Annotated in this window: 15 protein-coding genes; 2 read left to right on the top strand and 13 right to left on the bottom strand. The window is 45.4% G+C overall.

Annotated elements, in window-relative coordinates:
* Positions 1-726 (top strand): MurR/RpiR family transcriptional regulator, encoded by a 726-nt coding sequence (locus GNE05_RS13585; RefSeq protein WP_007612737.1) that lies wholly within the window; start codon positions 1-3, stop codon positions 724-726.
* Positions 727-820: 94 nt separating this feature from the next.
* Here GNE05_RS13585 and manA read toward each other — a convergent pair whose 3' ends face one another.
* From manA to GNE05_RS13615, 6 genes are all read right to left on the bottom strand, one after another.
* Positions 821-1768 carry a mannose-6-phosphate isomerase, class I gene (manA, locus tag GNE05_RS13590; protein WP_160182890.1) on the bottom strand — a complete coding sequence of 316 codons (948 nt, stop codon included), beginning with the start codon at positions 1766-1768 and terminating at the stop codon, positions 821-823.
* Between the two features lie 14 nt (positions 1769-1782).
* Complete coding sequence (locus tag GNE05_RS13595) at positions 1783-3741, bottom strand: fructose-specific PTS transporter subunit EIIC (protein ID WP_029973386.1); 1959 nt, start codon at positions 3739-3741, stop codon at positions 1783-1785.
* A gap of 152 nt (positions 3742-3893) precedes the next feature.
* Positions 3894-5846 (bottom strand): mannose transport/utilization transcriptional regulator ManR, encoded by a 1953-nt coding sequence (locus tag GNE05_RS13600; protein WP_160182891.1) that lies wholly within the window; start codon positions 5844-5846, stop codon positions 3894-3896.
* A gap of 223 nt (positions 5847-6069) precedes the next feature.
* The gene (locus GNE05_RS13605) at positions 6070-6987 is read right to left on the bottom strand and encodes an MBL fold metallo-hydrolase (protein ID WP_022552907.1); all 918 of its coding nucleotides are present in this window, start codon (positions 6985-6987) and stop codon (positions 6070-6072) included.
* Positions 6988-7033: 46 nt separating this feature from the next.
* A complete protein-coding gene (gene ybaK / locus GNE05_RS13610) occupies positions 7034-7516 on the bottom strand; it encodes a Cys-tRNA(Pro) deacylase (protein ID WP_014418453.1) in 483 nt (160 codons plus the stop codon).
* A gap of 63 nt (positions 7517-7579) precedes the next feature.
* Positions 7580-8464: a LysR family transcriptional regulator gene (locus GNE05_RS13615; RefSeq protein ID WP_095272480.1), complete on the bottom strand. Its 885-nt coding sequence runs from the start codon at positions 8462-8464 to the stop codon at positions 7580-7582.
* Between the two features lie 124 nt (positions 8465-8588).
* Here GNE05_RS13615 and GNE05_RS13620 point away from each other — a divergent pair, with 124 nt between their 5' ends.
* On the top strand, positions 8589-9797 hold the full coding sequence (locus GNE05_RS13620) for an MFS transporter (RefSeq protein WP_022552905.1): 1209 nt from the start codon (positions 8589-8591) through the stop codon (positions 9795-9797).
* Between the two features lie 149 nt (positions 9798-9946).
* Here GNE05_RS13620 and GNE05_RS13625 read toward each other — a convergent pair whose 3' ends face one another.
* The 7 genes from GNE05_RS13625 to GNE05_RS13650 form a co-directional block, all read right to left on the bottom strand.
* On the bottom strand, positions 9947-13108 hold the full coding sequence (locus GNE05_RS13625; protein ID WP_160182892.1) for a bifunctional cytochrome P450/NADPH--P450 reductase: 3162 nt from the start codon (positions 13106-13108) through the stop codon (positions 9947-9949).
* Between the two features lie 27 nt (positions 13109-13135).
* On the bottom strand, positions 13136-13702 hold the full coding sequence (locus GNE05_RS13630; protein WP_021494366.1) for a TetR/AcrR family transcriptional regulator: 567 nt from the start codon (positions 13700-13702) through the stop codon (positions 13136-13138).
* A gap of 209 nt (positions 13703-13911) precedes the next feature.
* Positions 13912-14451, bottom strand: a complete 540-nt coding sequence (locus GNE05_RS13635) for a class I SAM-dependent methyltransferase (RefSeq protein WP_022552903.1) — start codon at positions 14449-14451, stop codon at positions 13912-13914.
* Between the two features lie 172 nt (positions 14452-14623).
* A complete protein-coding gene (locus GNE05_RS21035; protein WP_007408227.1) occupies positions 14624-14779 on the bottom strand; it encodes a hypothetical protein in 156 nt (51 codons plus the stop codon).
* A 172-nt stretch (positions 14780-14951) separates the two neighbouring features.
* A complete protein-coding gene (locus GNE05_RS13640) occupies positions 14952-15092 on the bottom strand; it encodes a YrzI family small protein (protein ID WP_003152787.1) in 141 nt (46 codons plus the stop codon).
* Between the two features lie 389 nt (positions 15093-15481).
* Positions 15482-16282 carry a formate/nitrite transporter family protein gene (locus GNE05_RS13645; protein ID WP_007408225.1) on the bottom strand — a complete coding sequence of 267 codons (801 nt, stop codon included), beginning with the start codon at positions 16280-16282 and terminating at the stop codon, positions 15482-15484.
* Between the two features lie 267 nt (positions 16283-16549).
* Positions 16550-16918, bottom strand: coding sequence for a Na-translocating system protein MpsC family protein (locus tag GNE05_RS13650; protein WP_007408224.1), 369 nt, complete (start codon positions 16916-16918; stop codon positions 16550-16552).
* Positions 16919-16957: the final 39 nt, after the last annotated feature.

Below are 16957 nucleotides of genomic sequence, written 5' to 3' on the forward strand. Positions count from 1 at the left end.
ATGTTCACACACGAAATGATTGCTTCATTTAACGAGCTTGAAACTTCTTTATACAACTACATCTCCCAAAACAGCGAGAAAGTCGTCTATATGCGAATCCGTGAATTGGCAAATGAAACCCATGTATCGACGGCTTCTATTTTACGTTTCTGCAAAAAAATAAACTGTGAAGGGTTTTCGGAGTTTAAGGTGAAGCTGAAAATGTATACGGAGGCAAATAAAAAAACGATTTTAAAGAGTCCCCATCATTCCGTTGCCGAATTTTTTGAAAGAACAGTAAGCGGAGGCATGGAAGAAAAGCTGAAGGAAGCAGCAGCCCTTGCGGCCGATGCAGAAAGCGTCATTTTTATCGGAGTGGGAAGTTCAGGAATTCTCGCCGAATACGGAGCCAGATATTTTTCGTGCTTAGGGAAACTTTCAATGTATATTAAAGATCCTTACTTTCCGGCCCATTCCCATTTCCGCCATAACAGCATCACAATCGCATTATCGGTTTCAGGTGAAGGAGATTCTACGGTGACTCATCTGAATCAGCTGAAACAAGAAGGCAGCCGGGTCATCAGTATTACAAATCATAAACATTCAACCATTGCCAAAATGTCCGATGTGAATATTTCATATTACGTGACGGAAGAATGGGTTGAAAATGCGAATGTCACCACCCAAATCCCCGCTATGTACATACTTGAATCAATGGCTCGGGAGATATACAAATTGAGAGAATAAATTCAGGAACGAACCACTGATACGCTGGAAATTTCGGCATTTTTGCAAAAGTGATGAGAAACCCTTCTCTGATGCTAGAGAAGGGTTTTGAGGATCACAGATGAGACACAATACAATTTGCATGGCCGGCCAGTTTATATTCTCCCAAACCGGAAGGCAGGAGAATATGATCTCCTTTTCTAAAGGTATATTCATGCCCGCCTGCAATCATTATTCCGTCTCCTTCGATCACGCTGACAAGAAGGAAGGGCTGATGCTGGAATAGATTTGCTTCACCTTTTACATCCCACTTTTCGACTGAAAAATAAGGACATTCTATTAAAATAGCCGCAAGCAGATCATCTGTTTGTTTATAGTGAACGGTCGGCCGTTCACGGACAGATGGAACGTCTATCACGTCTATACCTTTTTCCAGATGGAGCTCGCGCATCCTGCCGTCCGCATCTTTTCTTCCGTAGTCATACAATCTGTAAGTCGTATCTGAATTTTGCTGCGTCTCTAAAATAAGTGTGCTCTTTCCAATCGCGTGAACGGTGCCGCTTGGAACAAAGAAGAAATCTCCCGGCTTTACCTTAACTCTGTTCAGGAGCCCGTCCCATTCTCCGTGCTTAATCATGGATATCAGTTCTTCTTTTGTAGTTGCGTTGTGGCCGAAAATGATCTCCGCATCTTTTGCACAATCAATGATATACCAGCATTCGGTTTTTCCAAGTTCTCCGTTTTCATGCATTTTGGCAAAGTCATCATTCGGATGCACCTGAACGGACAGGTCTTGGTCCGCATCCAATATTTTTGTAAGAAGAGGAAAACGGTCTCCTTCAAGGTTTCCGAATAAATCTCTGTGATGCTCCCACAATTCACCGAGTGTACATCCTTTATACATGCCGTTTCGAACTGTGCTCTGTCCATTTTGATGAGCGGCGAAGGCCCAGCACTCCCCTGTCCGCTCGGACGGAATATTATAGTGAAAATCACGCAGGGCGGCGCCTCCCCAAATCCTTTCTTTGAAAACCGGATTGAAAAATATCGGTTCAGTAGACATGATCATCCCCCGCTTTATTCGATTTCTTCCAGAAGCTCATACGCCTCTTCTTTTGTCTGAACGGAGAGCAGCCTTTCCCGATAGCTGTCATCCATCAGTTTTCGGGATAACATCTGCAATATTTTCAGATGCTGATTTCCGCCGCTTTCCTTCGGTACGGCAATCATAAAAATCAGTTTTGCATCAGAACCATCAAGGCTGTTCCAGTCAACACCCGAACGTCTTATTCCGAATGCGACACCCGGCGTTTTGACGGCTTCAGACTTTCCGTGCGGAATGGCGATATTCATACCTATCGCCGTGGTTCCCTGCTGTTCCCGGCTCAAAATGGCCTGCTTAAATCCGCTGTCAGACAGCAGCATACCTTGACGGGACATTTTCTCGATCATTTCATCGATAATGTCATCCCTCGTTTCGCCGGATAAATGCGGTTCAATCAAGTCCGTACTGATAATGTCAGTCAGTTTTTTGATTTCGGTCATCCCGGCTTTTCGGCTGTCAGCCTGAGATGGTTCCTTTGTTTCTTTTGCCGCTGCAGCTTCATTTGGTTCGGCAGACGGCAGCACCTCGCCGGGCGCGGGGGATTTCGCCAAATCTTTTTTCAATACATTAACCAACAGAGCGGTGACAAGAGAGCCTGCTGTTACAGCGATAAAAAACATCAATACATGATCTACTGCTCCAAGTACAGCAACGATGGGGCCGCCGTGTGCCACTCTGTCCCCCACATGGCCGATCATTGCTATCACCGAGCCGGTCATAGAACCCGACATAATACTCGGGATCACTCGAAGGGGGTCTTGGGCCGCAAATGGAATGGCTCCTTCCGTGATACCGAAAAGGCCCATCGTAAATGATGCTTTTCCCATTTCTCTTTCTGCGGCGGCGAATTTTCTTTTTCCTAAAAACGTCGCAATCCCAAGCCCTATCGGCGGTATACAAATGGAAACGGCAATCGGGCCCATAATTTCATAATTTCCTTCTCCGATCATTGCCGATCCGAAAAGAAAGGCCACCTTGTTTACGGGTCCTCCCATATCAAAGGAGATCATCGCTCCTAAAATCAATGCCAGGAGAATTGAGCTCGAACCTTTCATTCCCGCAAGCCAAACCGTTAATGATGCGAAAATATGAGCGACGGGGGCGCCGATCAGAAAGACAAACGCCAAACCGACGATCAGTGAGGCAAACACCGGAATAATAATGATCGGCATAATCGGCTGTATTGCTTTAGGAACTTTACATTTTTTGATTCCAAGCGCCGCATATCCCGCCAAAAATCCCGCAATGATTCCTCCAAGAAATCCTGCGCCGCTTGCACTGTCGTAAAAGCTGCCGGATGCCGCAATATATCCGCCGATCATTCCGGGGACAAGACCCGGCTTATCAGCGATGCTGAACGCGATGTACCCGGCTAAAATCGGGATCATGAATGAAAAAGAAGCACTGCCGATCTGTTCAATCGTTTTCCAAAAAGACTCGTCCGGAATGACTAAGCCCTTTGGTGTTTTTTCTCCTCCAAGCGTCAATGCAACCGCTATCAATAATCCGCCGACGACAATGAAAGGAACCATAAAAGAAACGCCGTTCATTAAATGACGGTAAATCGGGTTTTGTTTTTTGCCCTGCTGACTTGCGGATTCAGCTTTTGAAGCAGATTGATAGACCGGCACTTCACCGCTAAGCGCTTTTTGAATTAATTCTTCCGGTTTGCGGATGCCTTCCTGAACCCCGACGGCCAGCAGCTTTTTTCCCGCGAATCGGTCTTTGTTCACCGAACGGTCCGCCGCGATAATGATTGCGTCCGCTTCCCGGATTTCCTCTTCGGTCAGCCTATTTTCCACCCCGATTCCGCCCTGGGTTTCCACTTTGATCTCAACGCCTAATCTGCCGGCTGCTTTTTGTAAATTTTCAGCAGCCATATACGTATGGGCAATGCCGTTCGGACATGATGTAATCGCTAACAGTTTCATATAAATCCTCCTTTGCAGTCTGAATTTCAAGATCTTGTCTCAACTTTATACTGAAATCAGCCTGTGATAAGCGCGTTTTTTTACCATAAGTTCCGGAAATAACGGCATTTTTCCCTATAAACAGAAAAAAAGCAGGGAGCCATTCCCTGCTTTTAATAGTTTAAATACGATAAAAACGTCATCACATTTTTTTCTTCCGTCAGTTTTTGAATAAATGCCGGCTGCTCGCTAAGATAGGAAAGCTCACTGAATAATTGCTTTACCTTGTTTTGATCTTCGTGTTTGACGGCAAGCATAAAAACGAGCGACACCTTTTCTGTCCCCCATTCAATCGGCTCTTTTAAGGTGGCGATTGCAATGGCTGATTGTTTGATATATTTAGAGTTCGCGTGAGGGATAGCAATACCCGCCCCGATATTTGTCGCCGACATTTTTTCTCTCATTACTGCATGAATGCCATACTCTTTTTCTACATAGCCTTTTTCATACAAAGCCTGCGCCAGCTTTTCAATGACCTGATAACGGTGCTCTGTCTCTTGCTGTAAAAAAACGAGAAACGGAGTCGTATCGTTCAGCATTTTAAACGTTTTTTGCTCCCGGCGGTGCGATGTATCAAGCTGTTGCATAAATGCGCTGAGCTTCTTTTCATCAGCAGGCTCCAAAAGCGGTGATACGACAATATGAGGGATCGTTACATTTCCAAGCCCTATCGTAGAAATGACGAAATCTATATCTTTATGCTTTTTGATATACTCTGTCAGCTCCGCTTTTGCGATACATTCTTTTACCGTAATGTGATGAAATTTGCGTTCAATTTTAGTCCGCAGCAATTGCGACATGCCAATGCCCATATGGCAGACGATGATCGTCCTTTTAGGGTTATGACTGCTTCGGCGCAGCCGTTCGATCGCTGCCTGAAAATGCAGCGTCAAATAGGCCGCCTCCTCTTCAGGAATACAGAGATCAAATGTTTGATTGATGTCTTCTAAAACGTCAATGATAAGATGAAACAAATAAGGGTACATTTTTTTGATGTCGTGAAGCATGGGGTTTGAAACAGAGAGATCATAGCTCAGCCGCTTCAACACCGGATCGAGATGAATGTTCAATCCGTTGATCAGTTCCTGGTCTTTATGAAAATCCAGCATTTGCAGTTCTGAAACACAGTTGATCAAATGCCTGACGACTTTGGAAAGCTCAGAATCTTCAAGATCAAGCTTCTTTTCTTGCTGCGATGGATAGCGGACTTTCCCGCCTATAATATGTAAAGTTAAATAGACGGCTTCTTCCTCAGGAAACCGGATGGCAAATACCGGCTCAAGCCGTTTTAAACAAGCCAGTGTCCATTCATATTCTTTCTTCTTTTTTACCGCGTCCAGCTGTCTTGCAGAAATGGCGACCGGCTGTTTCATTTTGATACGGCGGATCGTCAGCAATGTATGCAGCAGCAAACTTTCAAATGTTTCATCCGTAAAATAGATAGAATGGTTTTTTTGTAATAACTTGATTTCTTTTCTCACAAAGTCCGCTTCATGACTTAAAAACTTACTTTTTATAAATTGGCTTGTAAACTCCATATTATCAATCAAATCTGAAATTCGCGCCAATGCTTTTCTTTTGTTTTTTTCGTCCCCTTCAATCTTTAAGCCGAGCCGCTGTTTAGAAACCAGCGTGAGATCAAATCGCTTCAGCCACTCTTCAACCGCACTTACATCCTTTTTAATGGAAGCTCTGTTTACAAAATGCTGTGCGGCAATTTCTTTTGCGGAAACGGGCTTTGAATTCATTAATAAATCATAAGCGATGTGAAGTATTCTTTCTTCATCGGTCTTGTGCCTGCACGTAAAGTGCTCATTATAAATTTGCCGGCTTAACTGTGACCTTTCCTGTTCAGATATATGTAAATAGACGCCTAATCCCGGTTTGCGGATCAGCTGAGCTTGAGCATGTTCATTCAGGAAATCTTCAATCGTTTTCAAATCATTCCTGATCGTTTTTTCAGAACAGCGGACCCTGTCTGCGAAATCTTGCACAACTAAGTAGTCATCAGGTTCAGATAACAACAGATACAAAATCTTTTTCTGCCTTGAATTCATGTATTTCATCTGTTTTTCTATCCTTCCTGTCCGTTTCTGCTGAAGCAATTGTGATAGGTTAAATATACTGCACATACGAAACCGTTTTCATTTTATAGTGAAACAAAAGAGTAAAAAGTTTTGTTTTTTACCGCAGGTTCCGGAAAAATCATGTTTTATACAGAGCTATTCACATTGACAATAAAACACCAACCGTTTTTAAACGATTGGTGTCGGCAGCGAAAACCTGCTGTTACAGCCAAAATGTTTCGCCAAGCGCTAATGCTTTCAGGTTTTCAGGAGGTAATGCAAGCCGGTTCCACTCGCCGTGCAGTCTGCTTAATGCTTCCGGGCCTGTATCATCAGCAAGCCGGAATGCCCCGTAATGCATCGGAATGAAGCTGTCAGCCTTCAGCTCCAAAAACGCTTTCACGGCGTCTTCCGGATTGATATGTGACACTTGCATAAACCATTCCGGTTCGTATGCTCCGATCGGCATCAGAGCCGCCTTAATACGAAACCTCTCTCCGATTTCTTTAAAGCCTTCAAAATAGCCTGTATCTCCTGCAAAATAGATGGACTCGCCGTTTTCGCTTTCTATGACCCAGCCTCCCCAATGAGAGGTATCGGTATCCCAAAGCGTTCTCCGTGTCCAGTGCTGGGCCGGAACAAATGATATATTCACCCCCCGCATCTCAAAACGATCCCACCAATTCATTTCATGGACCTTTTTGCGGCCTTTTTTGTTGAACAGCTTTTTCAGTCCCGCAGGCACGTAAAAATCCGGGTTTCCTCTCAGTTTTTTTATGCTCGGAAAATCAAGATGGTCATAATGCCCGTGTGAAATGAGCACGGCATCAATGTCGGGCAGTTCGCTCAATTCATATCCCGGCTCTGTCAGCCGTTTTTGAAAACCCATCCGCCGCGCCCATACAGGGTCGGTCATTATGTTAAGCCCCTGTATTTGGATCAGAAATGAAGAATGGCCGATCCATGTTATGGCGGTTTCCGTCCGATTGACGGCAACATCACGGACATCCCTAGTGACCGCTTTCGGAATGTTCTCGCTTAAGTCTTTACTTTTCTCTCTTCGTTCTTTCATCCATTTCAACATGTCCCTGAATCCATGTTCATTCTTCACGCCATTCAAGTTTTCATATCTTTTTTTCATTATCATTCTCCCTTGACACGTGTATTCCATTAGATTCATCGGACATTTATACAATGTCTGTAAATACCGCCCCGCTTGCTTCGGCTAAATCTTGAGGCGCTGCTTTCAGCTGCATTCCGATTTTCCCCGCACTGACAATCATAAACTCCAGTGTTTCAGCGGATCTATCAATAAAAGTCGGAAACCTTTTTTTCATGCCGATCGGAGAGCAGCCGCCGCGCATATAGCCGGTTACTCCCAAAAGGTCCTTCATGGCAATCATTTCTATTTTCTTCTCACCTGCCGCCTTCGCAGCCTTTTTCAGATTCAGTTCTTTTGCAACGGGAACGGCAAAGACGTAATAACGATCTGTTCCTGCAGATGCCACTAAGGTTTTATAAACATATTCGGCAGCGTATCCGATTTTTTGTGAAACGGAAAGACCGTCTGCGGGCTGTCCCCCTTCTGTTTTGTAACCTAATAGCTCATAGGGAATGTTTTGCTGCTCAATGATACGGACAGCATTTGTTTTCACTGTTTTTTTCGCCATGGTTTTCCTCCATTTTCTGTATTTCCGCTTTATTTTCAACTTCGATTTTAATAAAATGACCGCTCAGTTGCGTGCTTTGTAATACTCAAGTGCAAACTGTTTAAAACGTTCAGCAGCGGGAGAGAGTGCATGGTTTTTCAGCTGGGCTAACGCTATGGTGCGTTCGCATTGGTAATCTGCAACCGGAAGAAAAACGACCGGAAAGTATGAATGCTCCGCGGTTTTCGGCAGCACTGCAGCCCCCAGACCCGCGGCGGTCAGCCCTAATATGGTTGACACTTCCTCTCCTTCAAATGCGAGATGCGGGTGTATATTCAAATCCCGGCACATCAGATCAAACATATACCTCAGTCCGTATCCCGGTTTAAAACCCACAAAATCCTCGTCCTGCATCTCTTTCATTTGAATGCTTTTATTTCCTGCAAGCGGGTGGTTCTCAGGAAGCACCGCATAAAGAGGCTCTTTCTCCAGCACTGTCCATTGTAAAAGCTCGCTGGGAAGCGGCGGGGAGCTGAGACAGATATCCGCCTCTCCCGTTTCCACCATTTTGCGAAGCGTTTCATTTGCGCCTTGATAAAGCCGGAAGGTCACGTTTGGGTATAGCTTTTTAAATTCGGCAATCAGCTGAGGCATTAAACGCAGCCCGAGCGTATGAAGAAAAGATACAGATATTTCGCCGTGCTCCAGGCTCATATTCTTTTTCACTTGTTCAACGCCTTCATTTAAAGCTCGTCTCGCTTGTTTTGCTTTTATTAAGAACTGCTCTCCGTGCCTTGTCAGCCGGACGGCTTTTGTCTCTCTGTAAAATAACGGCGCGCCTAATTCTTCTTCGAGCCTGATAATTGATCGGCTTAATGCCGGCTGAGAAATCATTCTTTCTTTTGCCGCATTTGTGAAATGCTGATGAGTTGCCGCCGCAATGAAGTTGTCAATTTGATGAAGCTCCATTTTCTCCTTCTCCCCTTTCTTCATAACCTACACGCATTAATTCTATAGTTATTATAAATTAGACACATTGAAATGAAAAGCGTACGATACATATATAACCAACAGTGAGAAAAGAGGGACATTCATGACGTTTATTCAGCCTCATACAAAGGCTTACAGAAAGGCCAGCTTGGCTCTGTTTATCAGCGGCTTTGTGACCTTCGCCACGCTTTACACAACACAGCCGCTTATGCCTTTGTTTTCGGAAGAGTTTCATATTTCCGCTGCGGCTGCCAGCTTAACTTTATCCATCTCAACAGCCGTTTTGGCATTTTCATTATTGGCCGCCGCTTCGTTGTCTGACGGATTCGGCAGAAAAAAATTAATGGTGCTGTCGTTAACAGCTACTTCTGTTTTAGGTCTATTAACAGCGTTCAGTCCGGCTTTTCCGGCGCTTTTGGCGATGAGGGCGCTGCTCGGTATTTTCCTGGCAGGCGTTCCGGCTGTCGCTATGACATATGTAGGCGAGGAGTTTGATCCGAAGGGCCTCGGGAACATGATGGGCTTGTATATCAGCGGCACAAGCATCGGGGGAATGAGCGGCAGGCTGTTAACGGGGCTTCTGACCGATGTATTCGGCTGGCGGCCGGCGCTTGCCATCATCGGCATTCTTTCTATTGTATTAAGCTATTTGTTTTGGCGTTTTCTTCCGGCTCCGCGCCATTCATCTCAGCGGCATGAGGGCGTAAAAGCGGCATGTAAGGAATACGGAGCGGTCCTGCACCGCAAACGGCTGCTTTTGTTAATATCTCTGGGATTTATATTAATGGGGAGTTTTGTGACATTATATAATTATATCGGCTTTCATTTAATGGCGGCTCCTTATCATTTGTCGCAGACTGTGATCGGTTTTATTTTTATTGTCTATCTCGCGGGAACGTTCAGCTCTGTCTATATGGGGAAAAAAGCAGATCTTTTCGGAAGCGCAAAAATGATTAAGGTTGCGATTTTTGTTATGCTTGCCGGTGCAGCGGTGACACTTTTGCCCCAGCTTGCGCTTAAAATCGCGGGGATTGCCGTCTTTACCTTCGGCTTTTTCGGCGCGCATTCGATCGCAAGCGCCTGGGTCGGCCGCGCAGCCGGTGATCATCGCGCGCAAGCCTCTTCATTATATCTGCTTGCATACTATATCGGTTCAAGCGTGGCAGGGTCTTGCGGCGGTTTCTTTTGGACGCATTTTCATTGGATCGGTATCATTTCATTTATTTCGGTTTTGCTATTAGTGTCTTATCCGGTTTTATTTCTGGCGGAATTCAGAAAAAAGGGACATAGCCGCCTGCATGTAAATCAATAAAAACATTAAAGATTTGTGTCTTTTGTCCGATACTAAAGTTAAGGCCGGCACGATACTCCCTATAACTATTCCTTTTGATTCAGTAGATTTCAAATATCGTGCCGGCTTTCTTCAATTAAAAAACATTCTTCAGTTGTCTCACTCTTCTGTTACATACCTGCCCAAACATCTTTCGCATATCTTCCTTCCGCCTGCAGCTGTTCAAGCCAATTCAAGGAAACTTTTGAATCAGTGTTATGCACCTTTTCATACGCCTGAAGCAGTACATTTTCGACGGCCGGAGCCATTTTGCTTCCGTCGCCGCATATATAGAGATGGCCGCCTTGGTCAAGAAGCGCAATAATTTGTGCAGCCTCGCGAAGCAGGACATCCTGTACGTAAACTTTACAGTCCTGATCTAATCTGGAATACGCCCGATGCACGGTGACAAGGCCGTTTTTCTCCGCATCGTCGAATTCATCTTTGTACAGATCGTCTTCTTCAGGATGCCGGCAGCCGAAGTATAAATGAGCTTCGCCCAGGCTGTTACCGGACATTTTTTCGGCAGCCCGCGCCTGGATAAATCCCCTGAACGGCGCAATTCCTGTGCCTGCTCCGACCATAATGAGAGGCGTTTTCGGATTTTCAGGCAATGCGAAACCCGACTGCGGCGAGCGGATGAAACAGACGGCAGGATCGCCATTCTGTAATCCGGCTAAATAGTTCGAAGCCACGCCCCGGTATTCCCCACGGCCGCTCCATGCCGGAGCCGTCACAACGCCGACCGTGATACTGAGCTCCCCGCTGGCTGCCTTCGGTGAGCTTGAGATTGAATAATAGCGCGCCTTTAAGGATGGCAGAAGTTCTAAAAAGCGCTCAAACGGCAGTTCACATGCAGGATAATCTTCCAACAGGTCCAGCATGGTCATTCGTTTTTTCAGGACGTTTTCTTTATATGCCGCATCATCAGAATAAAGATGCTCCAATTCTTTTTGGTGCGGCGGGCACACGGTATGTGCGGCAAGTTCGCGAAGCTGGGCTCTCGTTGCCGGCTCCTGCAGCTCTACATAGGACGCCAAAAGCTCCGGCGCATTAACCGGCCGGTCCATCGGCAGATGAGGCAGCTGCCGGCCCTTGATCTTAAAGTGCTTGTTCGGATCAAGACCGAATCGGCGAATGACACGGCTGATCAGTTCCCCGCTGTTTTGCGGAAGCACCCCGAGATGATCTCCTTCCTGATACGTTTCTGTTTCGGGGAGACGCAGCTCAATATGCCGGACTGAGCGCTTGCTGCTTTCGGTATGAAGCTCTTTGTTCATGATGACCTCCGCCTCAAATGCTTTGTACGTTTTGGCAATCGGCGTCTCGGCTGCTTCACTTACGTATTCGATTGATAACTGTGATTTGTTTGTCTGTTTTGGAGCAGCCTCTATATGAAAAGCCTTCATGATGTCCTTCCAGAATGAGTCTTCCCAGGCTTCCTGACTGTACTCAAAATCATCGGCATTGTCGCCCTCTCCGATAGAGGTCAGCCGTTTTGCCCCTTTTTCTTCAAGCACTTTGTCTATCAGGCGGGGGATCCTCTGGTAAGTGGCAGCCCAGTTGCGGTCTCCGCAGCCGAAGACGGCGTAAGAAACACCCTTTAATTCCTGATCTTCAAGGGTTTCCATCCATTTCACAAAACCCGCCGCATTATCAGGCGGCGCCCCGTTATAAGAAGCCGTAACAATAACGACCGCGCCTTTTACAGGCAGTTTCCCGGCATAATCATCGAGCGGGCCGGTTTCAGTTGAAAATCCTTTGCTTCTTCCGATATCAGCCAGCTCTTCCGCGATTCCTTCCGCAGTTCCTAAATTTGATCCGTAAAGAATGAGAAGCGGTGTTCCGTGGGACGGGATTTCTTTCGTTTCTTCTTTGTGACCGCTTCCTTCAGCTTTATGGTTTTGTACGGACTGCTGATTGGACACGTCCTTGTTTTTCACACGGATTTTAAAATCACCGGGCTTAATGGTTAGAGCTTCTTTAATCGTAAGCTCATAATCAGTATGATCAATCAGTTCAAAGTGTTTCAGGACAAGGCCGAGCACCATTGTCGCTTCCTGCAGGGCAAACTGCATCCCGATGCATGCGCGCTGTCCGTTTCCGAACGGCTTATACGCATCAGCCGGAATGGCCGCGGGATCGCTGAACCTTTCCGGGCGGAATGACTCGGCATCTTCTCCCCACGCACTTTTATCCCGGTGCAGCTGCGGAGTCAGAATCGTCACCGGCTGTCCCTTCTCAATCGGATACTTCCCGCCGAGAACCGTATCTTCCTTCGCGTACAGAGAAAATGCCGGGGCAGTCGGATACAGCCGCAAAGTCTCGTTTAGCACCATGCGGATATATGTCAGCTGCTGAATCTGCTTATATTCAGGTGTCTCTCCCGTCAGCACTCGCTCGGCTTCCTGAACGGCTTTTTTCAATTTATCTTTATTTTTCAGCAGGCAGTATATCGCAAAAGAAAGCAGCCCGCTTGTGGTTTCATGCCCAGCGATCAAAAAGGTGATGATTTGATAACGGATATTTTCATCATCCAGCCTTTCCCCCGTTACAGGGTCTTTCGCTTCAAGCATCAATGCTAAAAGGTCAGACAGATTCTCATCCGGATTTTCCCTCCGCTCAGCGATGATCCGGTCTACAAGCGAATTCATCTCTTCAATATCCTGCTGGAACTGATGTCTCGTTTTGATCATCAGCTTGTCCTGCAGGCTGTGTCTCTGCGATTGGCGCATTGCCTCCTGCAGCGCACGAAGCATACTTGTGATAAAAGGATGCTGTGTGTCGCGGTAAAAGCTGTTAAAGCGGTAATGAAATCCGCACAGGCCGATTGTATCCAGCGTCAGGCGCGTCATATCTTCGGCAACGTCAATTTCTTCATTCGGATTTAATCTGCTCCATTTCTGCACGAGCTGCATGGCAATATCCAGCATCATTGAATGATAGCCTTTCATCGCCTTCTGGCTGAAGCTCGGCAATAAAATCCGATGCGCTTTCTGCCAGTTCTTTTCGTGAGTCCAGCTCGTAAATAGTCCGTCACCGCCAAACTCACGGACTTTCAGCAGGGCTTTGCTGAGATTTTTGTCAAATCGCTTTTCATCACAGACTTCTGCCGCGAGCTCGCGGCCTGATACGAAGACCCCGACAGAGCTCGGAAATTCAAAACGAAAGATCGGGCCGTATTCTTCGGCAATTTTCCAAAGCGATTGTGACAGTTTTTCTTTTTCCAAGTGAGGGAGATTTTTCAGAGGCCCGTATGTTTTCGGCTGCGGTATAGCGCTTAGCTGTTTCATATCGATCTTCCTTCCTTCGGCGTATAATTAATGAGTTCTGATGGCATCCCAAGAACATTGTTCCAATTCTTTCAGAAACGGTTTTGTTATTTCGACGCTTCCCGTCCGGACAAGCTGATAGAGTTTTAGATATGCCCCGAGCAGCAGCGCCATCAGCACATTGGACGGCAGATTGCGGAGCACACCTTCAGACTTGCCGCGCTGAAAAAAGACGTCAAGCATCTGTGTTATTTCATCAAGAAGCTTACGGCTCGTTTCATTCAGAAAGTAGGCGTCCTTATTCGTTTCAAGAAAAAACAATGCATACTCACTTTCCTTCGTAAAATCAATCAGACAATAAAACAGGTGATGAAACCCTTCTCTTACAGATATATCCTGAAAGTCCGTTTTGACTTTTTTCATAAAACGCTGCGCACTTTCCTGATACAGTACGTTCACAAGTGTCTCTTTACTGTCAAAGTAACGGTAAATTGTGCCGGTTCCGACATCGGCCTGAGCGGCAATCATCGGAATCGTCGTTGCGTCAAATCCTCTATCTGTAAACAAAGTAAGCGACGCTTTCATAATGAGTTCAACCTTGTTTGAAGCTGTCATTTCATCCCCCTTTCTAAATGCGGAATGAATATTCATTCCGTTTGTTCAAAATATTTAAAATGTACGGTCATCTGATTATCATTGTATAAGAAAAAAACTTTTTTTAATATAAAATATATGTGAAATAACCAAAAATAAGGAAATATGCCCAATTTCACAAAAAGAGCTGCAGTGACTTAAGCAGCTCTTTTTATTTCCCAAGAAATATTCTATTTAATGGCAGTAATAAAATGGAATGAATCTCTGCTGACAACTGAAATGTCTCTGAAATGCTGATCATAGAGCACCTCAATCACATCCTTCTCACTCATCCGCGAAGGCTTCAAAACCATATAGAAACACCCGTCAATTTGAAGAACGCGGTACACTTCTTTACATGCTGTCCGGTAATCGCTGACTGTTTCAGCAGTATGTAACGAGAAGACTTTATGAAAACTGCGGTCGCGGAACGGTATGCTTTCCGGCCTCCCCTGCTGAATGTTTCCGAGCCCGGCTTTTATAACCGAACGGTTTGCGCGCTGTGTTTTCCGTATTTTACGTTTCGATGTTTCTATGCTTTTAAGACTGCCCTTTTCAAGCTGTCCGATGATTTGTTTAAACATTGAGCCGTTTCCAGTCCCGATTTCCAAAATGCGGTCGTATTCCTGTATGTCCATCAAGAATTGCTGAATGACTGACTCTGCCGGTTCTGATGCAGCAAAGTATTTCGCGCGCATTCGTTTTAATGCTGAAGATGTATGTTGCAACATTGTATAACACCCGCTTTTCCATTCCTGTGATTTATTATTCAGAAATAATATTACCTCGTATTAGTATGAGGTACTAACTAGACGCACTTCTCTTCATGAACGTTTCGATTTATTTGAAATTTATATTTGTTTTCATAAAAAAAAGACGGAAAACGTAGGTTTTCCGCCTGCTCTAGTACCAATAATACGGTGCTATATATCTTGTCTGCCGGGAAAGCGCCGCCATTCTCTGCCGGCGGTACGGGTTGCCGTAGCCGTGTTTAAATGAATGGGGCATTGACGCATACCCGTGCCCGATGGATGGAATTCTGTTCTGACCGCCTTGCATGCTATCACCCGCTTACCAATTTTTCTTTCTTTACCATGGTATGCAGGCCGTCTGCGATGTGACAGCAACATCCTCGCTAAACCTGGTCCTTCTCCATTGTGTAATGATTCAGCAGTTCAATTCTGAACATGATAATCTCCTCCTTCTCCTCCGTTTTGGCCCTTCGTGTCCGTTAGTTCATATAAAAATGTTTCAGCTGGCGTTCTTTCGCTTCATTATAAAACTCTTCGACCTGCTGTTCTCGTTCATACTCTTCCGCACTTTTAAAACGCTTTGAAATGGTCAGTGTTAAAAAGAAAAGATTAATGGTCATTATCGCTCACCCCCTTTCAATATCCGCACAAGCGAAAATAACCCGCAGCAAAGTTCATATGCGCTGCGGGCAGACTAAATCCGCAGACAAAAGAAGACGGTGCTTCTTTCCCTGCGGGGAGCTGCGAATGTCCTGATACTCCGAAATTAACGTGCTTGACGGGCAGAGGTTAAGGAAGGACACGAACTCTTCCACAGGCTGAATCGGTTCAATTGTAGATTTTGATTGCCGTTTAACGTCGTCATGTGATTCAACCTCCCTTTGCTTTTTTCTTACTTTGTAAGTATATCCATCAACTTCCATTTTGTAAACATTTTTTTCAAGATTTGGACGGAAAATGTGCTGGCATTCCGCTTCAATTGTCCGTGTTTTCCGGCATCTTTCTTACCTCAGGAAACTCTTTTCATCCCTTGCTTTTTCTGATCTTTTTTTGAATATGCAATAAAATAAATAAGGCCGACAAACACTGCCCCGCCGATGACATTCCCGATAAAGGCCGGAATGAGATTGCCAATCAGATCACCCCACGAAAAAGAACCTGCAAAAATCGCAGCCGGGATGATAAACATATTGGCTACAACGTGCTGAAAACCAATTGCGACAAACGCCATAATCGGAAACCATATACCCGCGATTTTTCCGGCTCCGTCTTCTGCGCCGAAAGAAAGCCAGACGGCCAAACAGACAAGCCAGTTACAGCCGATCGCCGAAACAATGACTTTTCCAAACGGCATATCCAATTTGCCTTGTGCGACCGCAATCGTTTTTTCCAAGTAAGGTCCTGTTTCGGTTAATCCGACAACATGTCCGAAAAAGTAAGCGACAAACAGTGCGCCGACAAGATTCATCAACGTCACGATCACCCAATTTTTCACTAATGCACCGGCGGATATTCTTCTGGAAAACAGCGCCATGGATACCGACATCATATTTCCCGTAATCAGCTCCGCGCCGGCAAGAACGACGAGCACCAATCCGATGGGAAACACGGACGCCCCGATTAAACTCGACAGGCTTCCCCATTCTTTCGGAAGGTCGCCGATGACACGGATATCAAGCAAATAACCGAGTGCGATAAACGCTCCTCCCAAAAATCCTAATACAATCAGTGCTGAAAGCGGTGAATGCACCTTTTTTACCCCTGATTCGACCGCAAGCTCCGCTATTTCGTCCGGTTTACGAAAAGCCATAATAACCCCTCCATTTAACAATTCAGCCCGCAGTTTCCAAAGACGCCTAACAAAAAAGGCAGCATTCAACTAACCCGTCTGAAAAAACGAGGGTTTGAATGCTGCCTAACTTGTATGCATACCCATACAACAATATCAAGCAGAATGAAAATATGCGGTATAGAATATGTACAGATCATGCACACATTCCATAAAAAATCGTCCTTAGGCCACTGCCGGCAGTTCATATCATATCAAATGTGACAATTTCGTGTCAATTGAATATTGTCAGCTTTTGATTTCTTCTTTATGCTCTTCAATTGAGCGGTCAAAGACAAACACCGATACAGCAATATTTTCCTCTATTTTTATATCTGAAAACAGATGCACCAGCTTTGCTCCGATGAGCTCTTCCATTCCGTCAGGCGTTTGTTTTGAATACAGTTCCTGAATTAAGCTGGTTCGCGCCGCATGAACCATTTCTCTTCCTTCAGGCGTGCGTGCGATAAACTGCTCACTTGCGCTTAGATTGCCGTAAAGTGTAGATACCGCCATGTTATCCACAAAAACGGTGTGAATTCGTTCAGGCCCCTTTCCAAATAATTCTTTGCGCAATTTCCGGATAATATCGTTAAATTCATGAATTTTTTTAGACATATTGTCCCCTCCGATTTTAGCCTATGAAAGACATTCCCG

It is taken from the genome of Bacillus sp. AM1(2019) (assembly GCF_009906915.1).
Classification (GTDB): domain Bacteria; phylum Bacillota; class Bacilli; order Bacillales; family Bacillaceae; genus Bacillus; species Bacillus velezensis.

Bases quoted from the DNA above. Each gene is read 5' to 3' on its own strand.
- manA (WP_160182890.1), bottom strand. From the start codon at position 1,768: ATGTCTACTGAACCGATATTTTTCAATCCGGTTTTCAAAGAAAGGATT.
- GNE05_RS13605 (WP_022552907.1), bottom strand. From the start codon at position 6,987: ATGAAAAAAAGATATGAAAACTTGAATGGCGTGAAGAATGAACATGGA.
- GNE05_RS13640 (WP_003152787.1), bottom strand. From the start codon at position 15,092: ATGACCATTAATCTTTTCTTTTTAACACTGACCATTTCAAAGCGTTTT.
- ybaK (WP_014418453.1), bottom strand. From the start codon at position 7,516: ATGGCGAAAAAAACAGTGAAAACAAATGCTGTCCGTATCATTGAGCAG.
- GNE05_RS21035 (WP_007408227.1), bottom strand. From the start codon at position 14,779: ATGCAAGGCGGTCAGAACAGAATTCCATCCATCGGGCACGGGTATGCG.
- GNE05_RS13625 (WP_160182892.1), bottom strand. From the start codon at position 13,108: ATGAAACAGCTAAGCGCTATACCGCAGCCGAAAACATACGGGCCTCTG.
- GNE05_RS13585 (WP_007612737.1), top strand. From the start codon at position 1: ATGTTCACACACGAAATGATTGCTTCATTTAACGAGCTTGAAACTTCT.
- GNE05_RS13635 (WP_022552903.1), bottom strand. From the start codon at position 14,451: ATGTTGCAACATACATCTTCAGCATTAAAACGAATGCGCGCGAAATAC.
- GNE05_RS13615 (WP_095272480.1), bottom strand. From the start codon at position 8,464: ATGGAGCTTCATCAAATTGACAACTTCATTGCGGCGGCAACTCATCAG.
- GNE05_RS13620 (WP_022552905.1), top strand. From the start codon at position 8,589: ATGACGTTTATTCAGCCTCATACAAAGGCTTACAGAAAGGCCAGCTTG.
- GNE05_RS13595 (WP_029973386.1), bottom strand. From the start codon at position 3,741: ATGAAACTGTTAGCGATTACATCATGTCCGAACGGCATTGCCCATACG.
- GNE05_RS13630 (WP_021494366.1), bottom strand. From the start codon at position 13,702: ATGACAGCTTCAAACAAGGTTGAACTCATTATGAAAGCGTCGCTTACT.
- GNE05_RS13600 (WP_160182891.1), bottom strand. From the start codon at position 5,846: ATGAAATACATGAATTCAAGGCAGAAAAAGATTTTGTATCTGTTGTTA.
- GNE05_RS13645 (WP_007408225.1), bottom strand. From the start codon at position 16,282: ATGGCTTTTCGTAAACCGGACGAAATAGCGGAGCTTGCGGTCGAATCA.
- GNE05_RS13650 (WP_007408224.1), bottom strand. From the start codon at position 16,918: ATGTCTAAAAAAATTCATGAATTTAACGATATTATCCGGAAATTGCGC.